At 46.3% G+C, this 15,700-nt stretch carries 21 protein-coding genes and 1 other annotated feature; of the genes, 1 reads left to right on the top strand and 20 read right to left on the bottom strand.

All coding sequences use genetic code 11. The features are described 5' to 3' along the window. Positions 1–7 precede the first annotated feature (7 nt). From queA to ACH6C1_RS10140, 5 genes are all read right to left on the bottom strand, one after another. Positions 8–1,036, bottom strand: coding sequence for a tRNA preQ1(34) S-adenosylmethionine ribosyltransferase-isomerase QueA (queA, locus tag ACH6C1_RS10120; protein WP_095222421.1), 1,029 nt, complete (start codon positions 1,034–1,036; stop codon positions 8–10). 22 nt (positions 1,037–1,058) lie between these two features. Then, positions 1,059–1,259, bottom strand: a complete 201-nt coding sequence (locus ACH6C1_RS10125) for a DUF2905 domain-containing protein (protein ID WP_374076743.1) — start codon at positions 1,257–1,259, stop codon at positions 1,059–1,061. Continuing rightward, entirely contained in the window at positions 1,256–2,257 is a 1,002-nt protein-coding gene (gene ruvB, locus ACH6C1_RS10130; RefSeq protein ID WP_095222419.1) for a Holliday junction branch migration DNA helicase RuvB, read from the bottom strand. Before ruvB ends, ACH6C1_RS10125 begins: the two co-directional genes overlap by 4 nt. A gap of 12 nt (positions 2,258–2,269) precedes the next feature. Then, positions 2,270–2,884, bottom strand: a complete 615-nt coding sequence (ruvA, locus tag ACH6C1_RS10135; protein ID WP_095222418.1) for a Holliday junction branch migration protein RuvA — start codon at positions 2,882–2,884, stop codon at positions 2,270–2,272. 120 nt (positions 2,885–3,004) lie between these two features. Continuing rightward, positions 3,005–3,490 carry a BofC C-terminal domain-containing protein gene (locus ACH6C1_RS10140; protein ID WP_374076746.1) on the bottom strand — a complete coding sequence of 162 codons (486 nt, stop codon included), beginning with the start codon at positions 3,488–3,490 and terminating at the stop codon, positions 3,005–3,007. A gap of 161 nt (positions 3,491–3,651) precedes the next feature. On the opposite strand from ACH6C1_RS10140, the gene ACH6C1_RS10145 reads away from it, so the two are divergent. After that, positions 3,652–3,861 carry a hypothetical protein gene (locus tag ACH6C1_RS10145; protein WP_095222416.1) on the top strand — a complete coding sequence of 70 codons (210 nt, stop codon included), beginning with the start codon at positions 3,652–3,654 and terminating at the stop codon, positions 3,859–3,861. Between the two features lie 39 nt (positions 3,862–3,900). Here the strand turns inward: ACH6C1_RS10145 and ACH6C1_RS10150 are convergent, their stop codons facing one another. From ACH6C1_RS10150 to minC, 15 genes are all read right to left on the bottom strand, one after another. Next, positions 3,901–5,016: a LysM peptidoglycan-binding domain-containing protein gene (locus ACH6C1_RS10150; RefSeq protein ID WP_374076749.1), complete on the bottom strand. Its 1,116-nt coding sequence runs from the start codon at positions 5,014–5,016 to the stop codon at positions 3,901–3,903. Positions 5,017–5,105: 89 nt separating this feature from the next. After that, on the bottom strand, positions 5,106–5,969 hold the full coding sequence (gene pheA / locus ACH6C1_RS10155; RefSeq protein ID WP_374076750.1) for a prephenate dehydratase: 864 nt from the start codon (positions 5,967–5,969) through the stop codon (positions 5,106–5,108). Positions 5,970–5,987: 18 nt separating this feature from the next. Further along, positions 5,988–6,437 carry an ACT domain-containing protein gene (locus ACH6C1_RS10160; protein ID WP_038561641.1) on the bottom strand — a complete coding sequence of 150 codons (450 nt, stop codon included), beginning with the start codon at positions 6,435–6,437 and terminating at the stop codon, positions 5,988–5,990. Positions 6,438–6,464: 27 nt separating this feature from the next. Beyond that, positions 6,465–7,745: a GTPase ObgE gene (gene obgE / locus ACH6C1_RS10165; protein WP_095222413.1), complete on the bottom strand. Its 1,281-nt coding sequence runs from the start codon at positions 7,743–7,745 to the stop codon at positions 6,465–6,467. 9 nt (positions 7,746–7,754) lie between these two features. Further along, positions 7,755–8,288: a Spo0B domain-containing protein gene (locus ACH6C1_RS10170; protein WP_374076753.1), complete on the bottom strand. Its 534-nt coding sequence runs from the start codon at positions 8,286–8,288 to the stop codon at positions 7,755–7,757. A 129-nt stretch (positions 8,289–8,417) separates the two neighbouring features. Further along, a complete protein-coding gene (gene rpmA, locus ACH6C1_RS10175) occupies positions 8,418–8,708 on the bottom strand; it encodes a 50S ribosomal protein L27 (protein WP_038561650.1) in 291 nt (96 codons plus the stop codon). Positions 8,709–8,722: 14 nt separating this feature from the next. Continuing rightward, the gene (locus tag ACH6C1_RS10180; protein ID WP_095222411.1) at positions 8,723–9,052 is read right to left on the bottom strand and encodes a ribosomal-processing cysteine protease Prp; all 330 of its coding nucleotides are present in this window, start codon (positions 9,050–9,052) and stop codon (positions 8,723–8,725) included. Between the two features lie 8 nt (positions 9,053–9,060). Beyond that, a complete protein-coding gene (gene rplU / locus ACH6C1_RS10185) occupies positions 9,061–9,369 on the bottom strand; it encodes a 50S ribosomal protein L21 (protein ID WP_374076756.1) in 309 nt (102 codons plus the stop codon). A 13-nt stretch (positions 9,370–9,382) separates the two neighbouring features. Further along, positions 9,383–9,452 (bottom strand) — a sequence feature (ribosomal protein L21 leader region). A gap of 36 nt (positions 9,453–9,488) precedes the next feature. After that, positions 9,489–10,901 carry a ribonuclease E/G gene (locus ACH6C1_RS10190; protein ID WP_374076758.1) on the bottom strand — a complete coding sequence of 471 codons (1,413 nt, stop codon included), beginning with the start codon at positions 10,899–10,901 and terminating at the stop codon, positions 9,489–9,491. Positions 10,902–10,909: 8 nt separating this feature from the next. Further along, positions 10,910–11,764 (bottom strand): M50 family metallopeptidase, encoded by an 855-nt coding sequence (locus tag ACH6C1_RS10195; RefSeq protein ID WP_366247241.1) that lies wholly within the window; start codon positions 11,762–11,764, stop codon positions 10,910–10,912. Then, positions 11,751–12,515 carry a peptidoglycan DD-metalloendopeptidase family protein gene (locus tag ACH6C1_RS10200; RefSeq protein WP_366247242.1) on the bottom strand — a complete coding sequence of 255 codons (765 nt, stop codon included), beginning with the start codon at positions 12,513–12,515 and terminating at the stop codon, positions 11,751–11,753. Before ACH6C1_RS10200 ends, ACH6C1_RS10195 begins: the two co-directional genes overlap by 14 nt. A 99-nt stretch (positions 12,516–12,614) precedes the next feature. After that, positions 12,615–13,364 carry a methyltransferase domain-containing protein gene (locus tag ACH6C1_RS10205; protein ID WP_374076760.1) on the bottom strand — a complete coding sequence of 250 codons (750 nt, stop codon included), beginning with the start codon at positions 13,362–13,364 and terminating at the stop codon, positions 12,615–12,617. Positions 13,365–13,518: 154 nt separating this feature from the next. Then, positions 13,519–14,124 carry a trimeric intracellular cation channel family protein gene (locus tag ACH6C1_RS10210; protein ID WP_374076762.1) on the bottom strand — a complete coding sequence of 202 codons (606 nt, stop codon included), beginning with the start codon at positions 14,122–14,124 and terminating at the stop codon, positions 13,519–13,521. 76 nt (positions 14,125–14,200) lie between these two features. Further along, positions 14,201–14,998: a septum site-determining protein MinD gene (gene minD / locus ACH6C1_RS10215; RefSeq protein WP_095222405.1), complete on the bottom strand. Its 798-nt coding sequence runs from the start codon at positions 14,996–14,998 to the stop codon at positions 14,201–14,203. Next, positions 14,991–15,677, bottom strand: a complete 687-nt coding sequence (minC, locus tag ACH6C1_RS10220; RefSeq protein WP_095222404.1) for a septum site-determining protein MinC — start codon at positions 15,675–15,677, stop codon at positions 14,991–14,993. The genes minD and minC overlap by 8 nt, the downstream gene beginning before the upstream one ends. Between the last annotated feature and the right edge of the window lie 23 nt (positions 15,678–15,700).

Here is a 15,700-nt window from a genome sequence, read left to right on the forward strand (position 1 = left end):
TATCAATCTATACGAGCAGCATTGCATCGCCAAAGCTGAAGAAACGATAGCGTTCTTCTACAGCAGTCCGGTACGCATCGAGGATGAAATCCCGACCTGCAAATGCACTGACAAGCATGATCAATGTGGATTTCGGCAAATGGAAATTAGTGATCAAGCCGTCAATAGCTCGATATGTGAAGCCAGGATAAATGAAAATATCCGTCCAGCCGCTTGCTGCCACGAATTTCCCATCATGGTCCCGCGTGATTGTTTCCAAAGTACGAGTGGATGTAGTCCCGACTGAGATGATCCGTCCGCCGTTTGCACGGATCCGTGTAAGCTGATCTGCTGTTTCCTGTGACATTTGATAGAATTCAGCATGCATTTCGTGCTCCTCAATCGATTCCACACTAACAGGGCGGAAAGTTCCCAACCCAACATGAAGTGTGATGAACGCGATTTCCACACCTTTTTCCTGGAGATTGGCAAGCAGCTCCTTCGTAAAGTGCAGACCTGCTGTCGGTGCTGCAGCTGATCCTTGTTCTTTGGCATAAACAGTCTGATAGCGCTCCTGATCAGGCAGCTGTTCCTTGATATAAGGCGGTAAAGGCATTTCACCAAGCTGCTCAAGGACTTCATAGAAAATGCCGTCATAATGGAATTCTACAATTCGGCCACCATGCTCCAGCAATTCCTTACATACAGCTGTTAGTTTTCCGTCACCAAAGCTAAGCTCTGTGCCGACTTTGACTTTCTTGGCCGGTTTGACCAGTACCTCCCAGCTGTCACCTTCTATCTGCTTCAGTAATAGAATCTCTACTTTTGCCTGTGTGTCCTTCTTGATACCATACAATCGTGCCGGAAGCACACGTGTATCATTCAGTACAAGACAGTCTCCAGGCTTTAAATAGTCACCGATGTCAGCGAAGTGACGGTGTTCCATTGTCTTCTCTTCTTTATTTAACACAAGCAGCCTTGACGCTGTCCGATCCTGAAGCGGCGTCTGGGCGATTAGTTCTTCTGGTAAATGAAAATCGTAATCCTGTATATCCATACCTGTTAACTCCTAGTCTGTATCAGCGAAATTTGTTGAATAGGAACAAGATGAGCGACAGTACGATACTTGCTACAATCGATGTTACGATTGGAAAGTAGACTGTCGTGTTCCCTTTCTTTAAAACGATATCTCCTGGCAGTCTGCCAATAAACGACATGATAATGCCGATTATAATACACACGACGCCTATAAGAATAAAGATTTTTCCTATGCCGGTCAAGCCCCTGGCACCTCCCGGTTGAAATGGGCATAGGCAAGCGGAGTTACAACCCGGCCGCGCGGTGTTCGCTGGATAAATCCAATTTGCAGCAAATACGGTTCATATACATCCTCAATCGTCTGGGATTCTTCCCCGATTGTCGCGCTGATTGTATCTAGTCCGACAGGGCCTCCGCGGAATTGATCCATGATAGTCGTCAGCAGCTTATGATCGATATGATCAAGACCTTTTTCATCTACCTGCAGCTGATTAAGCGCTGCATGGGTCGTCTCCTGCGTGATATAGTCTTCCCCTTTGACCTGGGATATATCGCGCACCCGTTTCAAGAGCCGATTGGCAATCCTGGGTGTTCCCCTTGAACGCAATGCTACCTCGTTGGCTGCAGAAGGATCAATCTCGACATCGAAAATTACCGCTGTCCGCTCGACAATGCTCGCCAAATCTTCTGTATTATAGAATTCAAGGCGACTCAGTACACCAAAACGATCTCTTAATGGTGCAGATAATAATCCAGCTCTCGTCGTCGCGCCAACCAATGTGAATGGCGGCAAATCGAGGCGCACGCTTCTAGCACTCGGTCCGGTTCCGATTACAATGTCCAAAAAGAAATCTTCCATAGCAGGATAGAGTATCTCCTCGACCGCTCTTGGCAAACGATGGATTTCATCTATGAACAGCACATCGCCTGCTTCAAGTGAGCTAAGAATCGCTGCCAGGTCACCTGCTTTTTCAATTGCTGGTCCGCTCGTTGCCCGGAAAGACACGCCCATTTCATTGGCAATGATCGACGCCATTGTTGTTTTCCCCAGACCTGGTGGTCCATAGAGCAATACATGGTCAAGCGGCTCATCCCGCATCTTAGCTGCCTCTATGAAGATAGCCAGATTTTCCTTTGCTTTATGCTGGCCGATGTATTGCTTTAAGGTGGACGGGCGCAGACTGAGCTCGATCACTTCGTCTTCCTGTTTCAATTCGTTCGTTATCATGCGATCTTCCATCTTCGCACTCCTTTATTTCTTTTGACTTAACAAAGCCAAGCCTTTCTTGATCAAGTGATCCGCACTGTCGCTGTCTTCTTTTTTCAGCTGCGGCAATACAGCTTTGATTTCCCGCTCCTGGTAGCCAAGAGCCCGCATTGCATCTTCCGCATCAGCTAATGCAAGACGTTTCTTAGATGTATTGCTTTCTGTCCCTGCAGATGCTTCGATTGCAGTAAGCGATACCATATATACAAGCTTACCCTTCAAATCGAGTACCATCTGACGTGCGGTCTTCTTACCGACACCCTGGAAGCTAGTCAGGAATTTATCATCTTCCCGTTCGATTGCTGCAACAAATTCCTCGACATTGACCCCTGCTAAAATCTGAAGGGCATTTTTAGGTCCGATACCAGATACCCCTAGCAGTTTTTGAAACAAAAACTTGTCCTCTGTATTTTTAAACCCGAACAAAGTCTGGGCATCCTCCCGTACATAATGATATGTATGGACAAGCGCCTCCTTGCCTTCTTCCATCTGGAATTGGAAAGGATTCGGGCAGATGATCTCATAACCTACACCGTGTGCCTCTACAAGCACCGCTTCGTCAGTAATTCCAGTAATATTTCCTTTTACATACGCTATCATGCTGTTTCTCTCCTACCTGAATCAATAACTAGCTTCTATTTTACCACACAAGCGTATGTTCGTATAAGGGTAATGGCGAAAAACAAGAAAAGGACCTCCCTCTCTTGAGGGACGACCCTTTCAACTTGGCATCGGTGCTATATCATTCTTGGAACGGAATGCTTCCAGTACATCCTCATAGACTTCTCTGGATTGAATCTTGATCCCATCTTCAAGCTCTTCTGCTTGATGGCTTTCCAGCTTGCCCTTATTTATCTGATAAAACGATTGGATTGCCTGCTGGTCAATCGGTCTGCCTTCGAATATCGTCAGTTTCCCTTTGTAAATACCGAAATAGCCATTCTTCTTTAATGAAGGGGAGATATCCATTACTTCTTGCTTAAATACAACCAAACCTTCTTTTTGGGAAACAAGCTGCCAATCATGATAGGTTGACCAGAAATCTTCCATTGCATAGATTTTCTCTTGATGGGTTACCTCTGTCTGCTTGCCATCTATATATTGACGCTTCAGTACGACCTTTACTTCTACTGGATCCGCAGCTTGCGCTGTTATACTCGGAACGAATAAAAGGAAAAGCAAACAAAAGACTAAGAATCTCCTCATGATCTTCCACCCCTATTCCGTTGCTTTTGCCTTCATTTTTTCCTGTCAGCGCTTCTTTATCCGTTTTTTTGAAAAAAAAATGATTTGACCGACACTTTTTTGGTTTTCTTTTCGATTATATGTGGTAAAGGATTAGAAAGTTAAACAAAGGCGGGATAAAAGTGAGAAACACTACGCAGCAAAAGTACCTCCACTACGTGGAAGCGAAAAGCGAAGCAAACATGGCGAGCGTTTTCTCAGAAGAAAAAGCGACCTTGATACTTAGAAATCACATTCAGCACGCAGGTCTCTCCAAAGCAGAAGTACTTGCTTTGGAAGATAAGTATCGCCAGGATATGCACCGCATTTTCGAGGAACATGGTATATTATAAATGAAAGCCCCTTCAACGGAAAAAGGGGCTTTTTTTATTTCACTTATTTTCTTGTTCATCACCCGGCAAATCTTGGGCAGGTGTAGGCTCATAGAAATCGGCGAGCGGCTGCTGCACACCGTACGGATCTCTATATTCCGGCTGTTGTTGTGTAAATTCCGGTGCTGTCGGAAAAGGAATATCCGGACCGCAACAAGAGCGCATCGTCGCTGGTGGATAGGAATAAGGTGCTGCTTGGTTTTGTGGGTTATAAGGTACTCCCATCTGCTGACCTGGCTGGCCTCCCTGCATTCCCCAATCACCCTGCATTTGCTGGCCTGGCTGGCCTCCCTGCATTCCCCAATCACCCTGCATCTGCTGGCCTGGCTGGCCTCCCTGCATTCCCCAATCACCCTGCATCTGCTGGCCTGGCTGGCCTCCTTGCATTCCCCAGTCACCTTGCATTTGCTGGCCTGGCTGGCCTCCTTGCATTCCCCAGTCACCTTGCATTTGCTGGCCTGGCTGGCCTCCCTGCATTCCCCAATCACCCTGCATTTGCTGGCCTGGCTGGCCTCCTTGCATTCCCCAGTCACCCTGCATTTGCTGGCCTGGCTGGCCTCCTTGCATATTCCACCCTCCCTGCATCGGCGTACCGCCGTATCCTGGCTGCTGTATCAGCCAGCTACCGTGCTGCGGCGCCTGCTGCCAGGCACCTTGATGGGGTTGATAAGATGGAAAGCCATGCATCTGATGGCCTGGCGGCATTTGTGTAATCGTCTGCGTAGGAAGAGCCCCCATGTACGCTTGCTGCTGCGGCAGATTAGGAATGGAACCTCCACCTTGACCCGGCATAGAGATTTGCGGCATCTGCGGCATAATAGGATATGGAGCAGCAGACATGTCATCCTCTTGGATAGGCGGTGTATTATGGAACGTCGGAGCTGGTGTTTGTTGTCCAGCGTTTACAGGAGGAGTACCTCCTTCCGCTTCAGAGCGCAAGACCGCTTCCGTAGCTACTGCTTTTGCTGTTGACGGTATTTTGAGCTTCATTCCTGGCACCGCAAGCTCCGGTTCACGGATATGCCCATTCAATTGTCGTAATTCATCAAAGCTTACACCGTATTTTCTTGCGATACTCCACATGGTATCGCCTTTCTGTACAATATGAATCTTCAAAACTGAAACTCCCCTTTCATGAACTCACGCACTACTTCACCATCTTATGCATCTAATTCAAAAAGGTTGAAATAGAAAAAGCCGGCACGCTATAAATTCGCTCCGGCTTTTTTCTCATATTGATGAATCGGGTAGCTTCCAAGTACCGTCAGACTGCAGCCTAATGCTGTAAGTTCCTGCTGGACACCTTGAAAGAGTATATCCTCCGCTTCACATGTAACATCCATGATGAAAAAGTAATTTCCCAGTCCAGTTTTCATCGGTCTGGATTCAATCTTCGACATATTGATCTTCCGCCAAGCAAATGCTGCCAATACTTGATGCAGTGCACCTGCGTAGTCACTAGGAAGCGTTACGTACAAAGACGTTTTTCTGTTACTTCCTGAAACGATTGTTTCAGGAACCTTCGCTGCAGGGTCGGCCAAGATAAAGAAGCGTGTGTGATTATTTGCATAGTCATGGATATCTTCTTGTAAAATCGTCAGACCGAATTCTTTCGCAGCCAGTTCATTGCCGATCGCAGCGGCAGCCTCCTCCATTCCAGCAACCATCTCAGCCGCTGTACCAGTGGAGGAAGTAGCATGGGTAACTGCTTGCGGGAGCTTCGTATGCAAAAACTGATGACATTGTGCAATCGCATGACTATGGGAGTATACCGCTTCAATTTCACTTAACTCCATGACATCCTTTGTCAGTAAATGCTGTCTTATCGGTATGACAATCTCTCCGACAATCGGCAGTTTTGCTTGATGGATCAGATAATCCATCGTTATTGGCACCGTACCTTCAATCGTATTCTCGACTGGAACGACACAATAATCCATTTCCCCGTTTGTGACAGCATCCATACATTGCGGAATCGTCGCATAGCTGTATGCTTCTTCACCAGGGAATAACGCATCTACTGCCATTTTTGTGAATGTTCCCTTTGGTCCTAGATAACTGATCTTCATATTCCTCTGCTCCCTTGCCTAAGCTTCCGAACTCAAAATCTCTACTTTATCTACATATGCTAAAGCTCTCAGTTCATCAAGCAGCGACTGGATATCGGTATGCATACCAGCCGTATTCAATGATATGGTTACGTTGGCTCTTCCTTGCAGGGGTATCGTCTGGTGAATTGTCAGGATGTTTCCACCTGATCTAGCTACGATAGCCAATAGCTCAGACAGCGTACCAGTCCGATCCTCTAAGTGGAAGAATAGGGTAATCATCCGCTGCTTCACCATGGCGCGGAACGGGAATACCGCATCACGATATTTATAAAACACACTGCGGGAAAGGTCAACCTGCTGCACTGCATCGAAAACAGAAGCAACTTTTTTTCGCTCCAGCAGTTCCTTTGCCTGTAATGTTTTTTTCATCGATTCCGGCAGTACATCACTGCGTACGAGGTAAAATTGTTCTTCCTTCTCTGCCATGCTATCCCCACCTTGGCTCACACAGAATCAATCTATAAATTCAAACTCAAGTTCCAATAGACGGATTATATCGCCGTCTTTGGCTCCTCGCTTGCGTAATGCTTCATCTACGCCCATCGCGCGCATCTGTCTAGAAAAACGTCTTGCAGCTTCATCTCGATTGAAGTCCGTCATCTTGAACAGCTTCTCGATCGGTTCTCCATACAAGACGAATGCTCCATCCGGATCGCGAGTGATTTCGAATGGTTTCTCGGATTCCTCGAAACGATACACAACACGCTCTGTCTGTTCCTCGACTGGCTTTTCGGTTTTCGGAATCTGATCCAATTTGTCTGCAATAGCGTACAGCACATCCTGAAGACCATCTCGAGTAATCGCTGAAATCGGGAATACGTCAATGTCTGCTGGCACCTTCTCTTTGAAAACGACCAGGTTTTCTTCTGCTTCCGGAATATCCATCTTGTTTGCGATGATGATTTGCGGTCGAGTTGTCAGGTCCTCATTATATTTCTTGAGTTCCTCATTTATCGTCACATAGTCATCGTACGGATCACGGCCTTCAGTCGAAGCCATGTCGATTACGTGGACAATAACACGAGTACGCTCTACATGTCGCAGAAACTGATGTCCCAGTCCAATCCCTTCATGCGCTCCTTCGATCAATCCTGGCAAGTCAGCAAGTACGAAGCTGCGCTGGTCTTGCGTTTCCACAACGCCCAGGTTAGGAGCAAGCGTTGTAAAATGATAATCCGCAATTTTCGGTTTTGCTGCACTAACGACAGATATGAATGTGGATTTACCTACACTCGGGAAGCCAACTAGACCGACATCCGCGATCAACTTCAGCTCAATCTGTAGATTACGCTCCACACCTGGTTCACCATTTTCTGCAAAGTCAGGAGCAGGGTTGCGCGGTGTAGCAAATCGTGAATTTCCACGACCGCCGCGTCCGCCTTTCGCTATAACTGCTTCTTGTTCATGTTTCGTCAAATCCGCAATTACTTCTCCCGTATCTTCGTCACGAACAAGCGTACCTGGTGGTACTGGCAAGATGAGCGGCTCTGAATTTTTTCCGTGCTGCCCTTTACTCATACCATTTTCACCGCGTTTTGCTTTGAAATGGCGCTGATAACGGAAATCCATTAATGTGTTCAAACCTTCGTCAACCTTGAAAATGACATCTCCGCCATTTCCTCCGTCTCCACCTGCTGGACCTCCAAGCGGAACATATTTCTCTCTGCGGTAAGCAACTAAACCGTTACCGCCATCGCCTGCTTTTACAAAAACTTTGACCTGATCTACAAACATGGTTTCACCTCATATATTGCACGCCAGTACGATGGTACAGCGTGATTTCTTCTCTGGCAATGATTCGATTTTCACTTCCCGGACACATTCCTTCTGGCCGATCAATTGTAAATTATCCCAGCCAGTAAACATTCCGACAAACGACATTTCTATGACCGGCTCTTCCTGCCGCGTCTTTACATGGAGCAAGCCTTCATACAATTCCATCTCTTGTGCACTTTCACTTAATGCATCCACTACTGTTTCTAAGTTTTCTCGAATCCTCTTGTCATATTCCCAAATCTTCGGTATAGGCTCGTCCACTTGGAATTTAATCCGAAACTGAGAGTAGGTCCAGTTGAAAGAGAGAATCCAGACAAAAGTCTCTGGAATGTTCAGATTGGAGAGCTTTCGCTCCTCATCTGCCAAGTGAATGGCTTCCTCGATTTTTTCCTGTACCTTTTCATCCTTACCTAATTTAGAATAGCTATGTAGGAGTTGGAGCCGATTCATCCATTCATGGCGTGTAAATCCTAACAGCGTCATCACTTCATGATATTCCAACCGTATTCCTCCTTTACGAAAAAGAAGTGGAGAGGGCAACTCCTTTTTCATACTCAACAATATGTGGTGCAATAGATGTGGATTAGAAAAAAAGACTCTAACCCGAAGGCTAGAGTCTCTCTTCAAACATTAAGCTTCTTGAGCTACCGGATATACGCTGACCTTTTTACGGTTACGGCCATAGCGTTCGAATTTAACAACACCATCGATCTTAGAGAACAATGTGTCGTCTCCTCCTTTTCCAACGTTTGTTCCTGGGTAGATTTTCGTACCGCGTTGACGGTAAAGAATGGATCCGCCAGTTACAAACTGACCATCAGCGCGTTTTGCGCCTAGGCGTTTGGATTCAGAGTCACGTCCGTTTTTGGAGCTACCAACACCCTTTTTGGATGCGAAAAACTGCAAATCTAAACGTAGCATAGTGGTGCACCTCCTTATTGTTCGATGATTCTTATATGCTTGCCATAGTCCTGTTCAATCGTTTGAAGCGAGACGAGCATGCCTTCCAGCAGAAGAGACGCTTTATCAAGCTGCTCCTCAGACAATTGATCGGGAAGTACTACATGTAGATACCCACCGTCGCCGCCCTGCTCTACCTCTGGCTCAAACTCACCGAGAACGAAAAGGCTGTTCACTGCTCCAAAGCTTACTGCCGAAACAGCTGCACACACAAGATCATAGCCATAAGGGCCGCTCTCCGCATGTCCGCTAAGCTCAAAGCTGTGAATATCTTCATCGACACGGTTTATTGTAACAGTTATCATGGTTCGCCTTACGCGTTGATTTTGCCGATTGTCAATTTAGTGTAAGGTTGACGATGGCCTTGTTTGCGTTTGTAGTTTTTCTTCGCTTTAAACTTGATCACGTTGATCTTTTTAGCGCGGCCTTGCTTCTCAACAGTTGCAGTAACCGTCGCACCTTCAACGAATGGAGCACCGATTTTAACCTCGTCGCCACCAACTACCAATACTTTGTCAAAAGTAACTTCCGCACCGTTCTCTCCGTCCAATTTCTCAACGTAGATAGTTTGTCCTTCTGTTACTTTAACTTGTTTTCCACCAGTTTCAATAATTGCGTACATGTAACGCACCTCCTCTTAAACTCAGACTCGCCATCACAGGCGCTCGTAAGCTTGAAACCTGATCTGCGCGGTTGTAGCACGGGTGCTAACCTCGTGTAACATACTGATGTTATCATACTTCAAAAAAGATTGTCAAGACTATCTAACCCATCTCTTCTTACAGTTTCCATATCTGTCTCCGTCAGTTTGAGTTCATTTGTGTCCTGGAAATTCACAAATACGGCTTCATAGGCAGGATTGCTGCCTGTCAGCTTAAGAAAATGATTGATCTGTTCCTTTCTGCCTGAGAGAAGATATATCTTGTCTGCTGACAGACTAATGATTTCCCGTTCAAGCAGAAAACATTTCGTCTCAAAGGATAAACCTCTGAGGATCGGAGCTTGCAGCTGTTCCATCAAGGACGGCCTCTCTCGTTTCCTCGACATTTCCAAAAGGCCAAGCTTCGTAAATCCATAGACTTCCGTCCGCTGTGTATCCTGCTGGAGTGCTTGCCGAAATGTTTGCAAAACAGCGCGCTGTTGATCCGGCCGTTTCATGGATACAAAATCTATCAGTATGATCCCTGACAGATTGCGCAATTGAATTTCCCGGGCAATTGCCTTTGCCGCCAGCTGATTGACCATGACAGCTGTCTGGTTCTTATCCGAATGACCTGTGTAGCCGCCACTGTTTACATCAATGACCGTCATTGCTTCTGTTTGATCGATATGCAAGGTGATGCCTCTGTCAATACTCGTAATCGGCGAAACCAGACGGTCCCAAAGTACAGACAGCGGCTGAGGCAGGAGTGTTTCTGCCTCTCGTTCCCACCTGATCTTCTCGCTAAGCTCTGGATATTGCTGGCGAAGCTGTCTCGCTTCGAACCCATCATCTACCACGACCTCACCTAAAGTTCCTGCTGGAAAGCGACGGAGCAGCTGATCTGGAATAAGAGCATCTCGGAAAACAACTGCAGGCGGATTAGCTTTCTGTGCTGACAAAGCACGCCACTTATCTCGAAGACGCTCCAGTTCTTCCAACAAAACTTCTTCTGATAATCTATCTGCTTCTGTACGTACAATGACACCTTCTCCTGGCGTCAGGAGATTCGTCATCTGTGCTTTCCATTTAGCTGCTCTCTCTTCCGGCAATTTCTTAGATACAGCTACGTAGTTCCCATCCGGCAAATAAACGAGGCCGGTCCCCGGAATAGTGATAATAGCGGAAAGCTTCGCCCCTTTTGTACCATAGGCGTCTTTTTGTACTTGAACGTAAAGAGCCTGTCCCTCCTGTATTACCTGCTCGATACGGAGCGATTGATCTTGTTTGCATGCTGGAACTTCCTCACGCTGCAAAAATCCTTGCCGGTCTTCTCCATAATCGACGAAGGCCGCCTGCAGGCCGTGATCCACATGCCGTATAATTCCTTTATAAATGCTTCCAACTTTCGAGCCCATACCCGGCCGATCCAAGAACACTTCCTGCACTTGGCCGCGATTCACTGTTAAAGCTGCTTTTTCTGTTCCTTTGTAAAACATATATAATGATAGCATTGCTTTCCTCACTGTCTGTTTTGTTGCAGAATATCCGCCACTGTACAATGTGCCTGTTTCCGCTTGAAGTACATATCACTGCATTGCTGTTCGTCCAATAATGCATTTTTCCCCTTCACTACAATTATATGCCGCCTGTTTCTCCTGTATTGTGACAGTACATCCAGGAGAGCCGTTTCCGATGTAGCAAAAATCGGCGTGCTGATTCCCGCATTCGTCCCGTATGTAGCACGCTGCAGCAGGAAACGCAGAAAGACATAATAGCGTCGTTTCCATTCTAGCCGATTTTCCCACAATAGAAAACAGAGAAGGCTGACTGTACTCAATGTAAATGGCATGGCCATGCACACATACAGAAGAACAGCTGTACCGATCATCCAGCTGACAAGGATAAGGGTGGTATGAGCCTTCCGGTAGGGCATTTGCAAGGACAGTAATAATCCAATCAGTTTACCGCCATCAAGCGGCCAAATAGGCAGCAGGTTAAAAAGAAGAATGGTCGTATTATACATATAAGCTGTCTCCAGTACGGATTGCGGTATAGATATAGCAGAAAGGCTGTATAGCGCCGCATACAGAATTAGGTGGACAGCTGGTCCTGAAAGAATCACGATTGCTTCTTCCAGAGCCCTTCGATTTCCTTGTTCATCGGTTTCCATCACACCGCCGAAAACCCATAGCATGATACGGCGGATACGCCAGCGAAAATGACGTGCCGCCAAATAATGTCCCATTTCATGCAGCAGTACTATGATGAATAGAATAAGTACTTCCATAAGCATCCCGGTCAATACAGCAAGCAGCAGGAAACCCCAGAATACCGGATGTAAGTGAATCGGCGGCAGCCAATTATGGCGCGTCAACTTCTGCCTCCTGGATCGGATTCAGATACTTATTCCCCTGCTGCAAGGCAAAATAGACAGACTGGGCATTTTCTGCATTCGGTACAAATTCACCTATCTTTTCATTGGCCCCGATTCTCTGGTATTGATTCACCTCAATAGCATGCAAATGGCCGTAGATACTTTTGCTTTTATCTGCATGCTGGAGAATGATGGTCTTACCTGTATCTTGATCATTCCCTGCGAAAATGACGATCCCTTCGTCAACTGCTACCACATCGGATTGCTGCGATGATTCGATTAGAATACCCTCTTTTGATTCTTCAAATGGCTGCACGACGGTTCCATTCACCGGCATCGCCTGTGCTTCTACAGTATCAGTACTATCACCACCAGGGCTTAGTGCCACTGGATCGCCGAATCTTTCCTGATACCAGCTATTCACAGTAGCGAAAGGAAACTCTTCCGTCAATGCTGTCAGTACTGTTGCCTTTGTTTTTTCGATAATCGGATGGTCAGCTTGCAGGTAGATGGCCGTACCAAAGAACAGACTGGCAGATACGATCAGCCGCAACATGAATCGAGAAGCAAATTTCGAATTATCCTGCGAATTCGGCGGATCATATTTTGGATGCGGCGGGAACCCATGAGATTCTTCTTCATCCACTGGAAATGATCTAACTGTATTTGCCATGCCTTTCTGGATTTGTTCCCCTTTCAGACGTTTACGTTCAGCAATTCCTTTCCGTACCGAATGCAGATTCTTGCCCATAATAAGAACCCCTCTCCCCTTCTTTGTACAAGTCTATGAAGAAAGAGGACGAGTTATTAAAACAAGCGAAAAAAGCCTCCCAATAAGGGAGGCGATACATCACTTCGGTCTAGCAGCTAAAAGGAAACGATGCTGCCGAACGTTCATATAACCATTTTTCTCTATAAAAAGATGCATCTCGAACAAAGCATCCCGATAAGCATCCACTGTGAATTCCGGCACTTGCCAAGGAATAGCCTTCAAATAGTAGATGACTGCTCCTATGTCATAAAAACGCATGGACGGAAATGCTTCTGCCGACTCTAGTATGGTAAACCGATCTTCCAGTTCCTCGACAGCTGTCTGCAGACTCCAATTTTCGAAATCCGGATTGAGCGGCGCTCCCAGGAGTTGATTGAGTTCTTTACAATCAGTACCTCCTACTTGTTGCGTAAGGAAAATGGCATTTTGTTTCAGCACTCTCCATACTTCGCTTACATCGTAAGATTCATGTTTGTTCAGTATAACCTCAAATGATTCATCCAAGACTGGCAATTGGTCGTCTTCCTTTATTTGGACGACATCTACTCCTAATGGTGAAAGTCTGTTTCTGGCGATTGGCACATTCGGCAGATAGCTCTCTGTCGCCACGGTATACTCCGGAAGCGGCAGCAGCTTAGACAGAAACTCTCCCCCGCCGGTCCCCATATCAAGTGCACTCCCAGCACCGAAAAGATATTCCCGTGCTTTACTGCCATATGACCATGGCAGAGGTTCATATTGAACTCGGCCTGTATCCTCGACATAAGAAAAATCCCACCCTGTGAAGGCTTTGACGCTGTCTTCCAATAACAAATTAAATAACTCCATCGTTCTCCTCCTTTACTTGTGGGCTAGTGTTCAAGTAAATCAGGGAGGAGAGCGTATATTGTGGCTGCCCCGTTGTTATGGATGATACTCCTTGTCCATAGTCATCCTCCTTTTTCCTAATTATAACAAAAAAAGACCAGCTATTTGCTGATCTTCATTGATAATGCATTTTCGGAACAGGCAGCTGCCATTGCCGATGGAAGGAAAAAATACGCAGGAAAATGATGGCTGCAAACAAAGCATAAAGCAAAATGGGATGATCAGAAGCTCCAAGCCCAATGACAAGTCCCGCCAATGCAGCCCAAGTTCCGTAGATTTCTGCTTTGAACACATACGGCTTCCTGCCGGCCAGCACATCTCGAAGTATGCCGCCTCCGCTTCCTGTCAGGAATGCAGCAACCATTATAGCGAGCAGACTATGATCAAGACTGGCAGCATGCAGCGCTCCCTGAATGGCAAATGCCGCCAAACCTATTGCATCAGCATACAAACCTGCCTTTTTCCATGAATAGCTCATCAGCTTTGGGAAAATCAAAATGATGGTAATGGAAATAAGTGAAATATAAAATAAAGTCGTTTGGGACCATAAATAAGAGACTGGCAATCCGATTAATAAATTACGAATCGCTCCTCCGCCAAATGCAGTCACAAAACCTAATATATAAACGCCGAACACATCATACTTCTCGTCCATGGCGACGAGGGCACCACTTATCGCGAAAGCAGCAGTACCGATAATACTGAAAATATCCCATGTCATGTTGTACATTCCCCTTGTTTGTAATGGAAATAAAAAAACTCGTAACTCTTACCAGAGCTACGAGTTTACCATAAGTTCATTTACTTTTGGAAAAAAGTTTTTTCAACCGGCTGAACATGCCTTTTTCACTCTCAAAGCTCATAAGCGGCACTGACTCACCAAGAATGCGTCGTGCGATATTGCGATAAGCAATACTCGCTTTCGTATTCGGTTGAAAAGCAACCGGCTCCCCATGATTGGCAGCTTTGATAACTTCTTCATCGTCTGCAACAATACCGAGCAAGTCGATCGACAGTACTTGGACGATTTCATCCACTTCCAGCATGTCGCCTTCTTGCACCATATGATTGCGGATCCGGTTGACGATCAATTTAGGAGGTTCGATATCCTCCTGCTCCAGCAAGCCGATAATGCGGTCCGCATCACGTACACTAGGTTTTTCCGGTGTGGTGACGACAATCGCTTTATCCGCTCCTGCTACAGCATTTTTATAGCCCTGTTCGATACCGGCCGGACAATCAATGATGATGTAATCGAATTCCGGCTTCAGCTCGGCTACGATTTTTTCCATCCCATCGGGTGTCAAGTCCGTTTTATCGCTTGTTTGGGCAGCTGGCAGTAAGTAAAGATGATCGAAACGCTTGTCTTTGATCAACGCCTGTTTCAGCGCACATCTGCCGACAATTACATCGATGATGTCATAGATGATTCTATTTTCAAGACCCATCACAACATCAAGATTCCGCAGACCGATATCCGTATCAATCAAACATACTTTTTTCTCCATCAGTGCAAGCGCTGTTCCCAGATTGGCAGAAGTAGTCGTCTTACCTACTCCTCCCTTACCGGATGTAATAACGATTGCTTCACCCATTTAACATTCTCCTCTCGAAACTGCTGATGCCCGGACGTTTGCGAATTACTGCCTGCAAACGGTCAATGATAATCTTTTCCTGTTCATCATCGATATGTCCGCATTCCATATAAACACCATCTGTCTCATGATCGGGCGCACGGCTGATATAATCCGCTATCCGAAGCTGAGTCGGATTCATATAGGAAGCAGCGATGACAGCATCAGCATTGCCTTCCTTGCCCGCATGCGCTATCCCGAGCAGATTCCCCATGACGAAAATATTTCCGGTAGCTGTCACACAGCCTCCGGGATTTACATCACCAAGCAGCAGTAAGTCACCCTTTACTTCCAGTACCTGACCAGAACGGACGACGCGGCTGACAGCCTTCACTTCCGCTTCTTCCTTCCACTCAGTCGCCGCTTGTTTCGTAATGACATCAGAATGGATGGATTCTATTTTTAACCGCTGTTTACTCGTAATCATCTTACGGAGGGTTTCCTCCTGCTCCTTGTACAAATACCTGTTACCTAATTGAATATGTACACCAACAAGGTGATCAGCCGAATCAATACGATTAGCAGCAAGCTTCTCTTCCAATTCCTTCAGCAATTCCTCGAAAGAGCAGGCATCATCCATATGCAAGGACAACCCTTCCCGGGTACCTTTTATCGTGATAATCTGTTTGTTTCCAATCAAGATGGTCACCTCCGTTCCTCGTC

It is taken from the genome of Terribacillus sp. JSM ZJ617 (assembly GCF_044383785.1).
Lineage (GTDB): Bacteria > Bacillota > Bacilli > Bacillales > Amphibacillaceae > Terribacillus.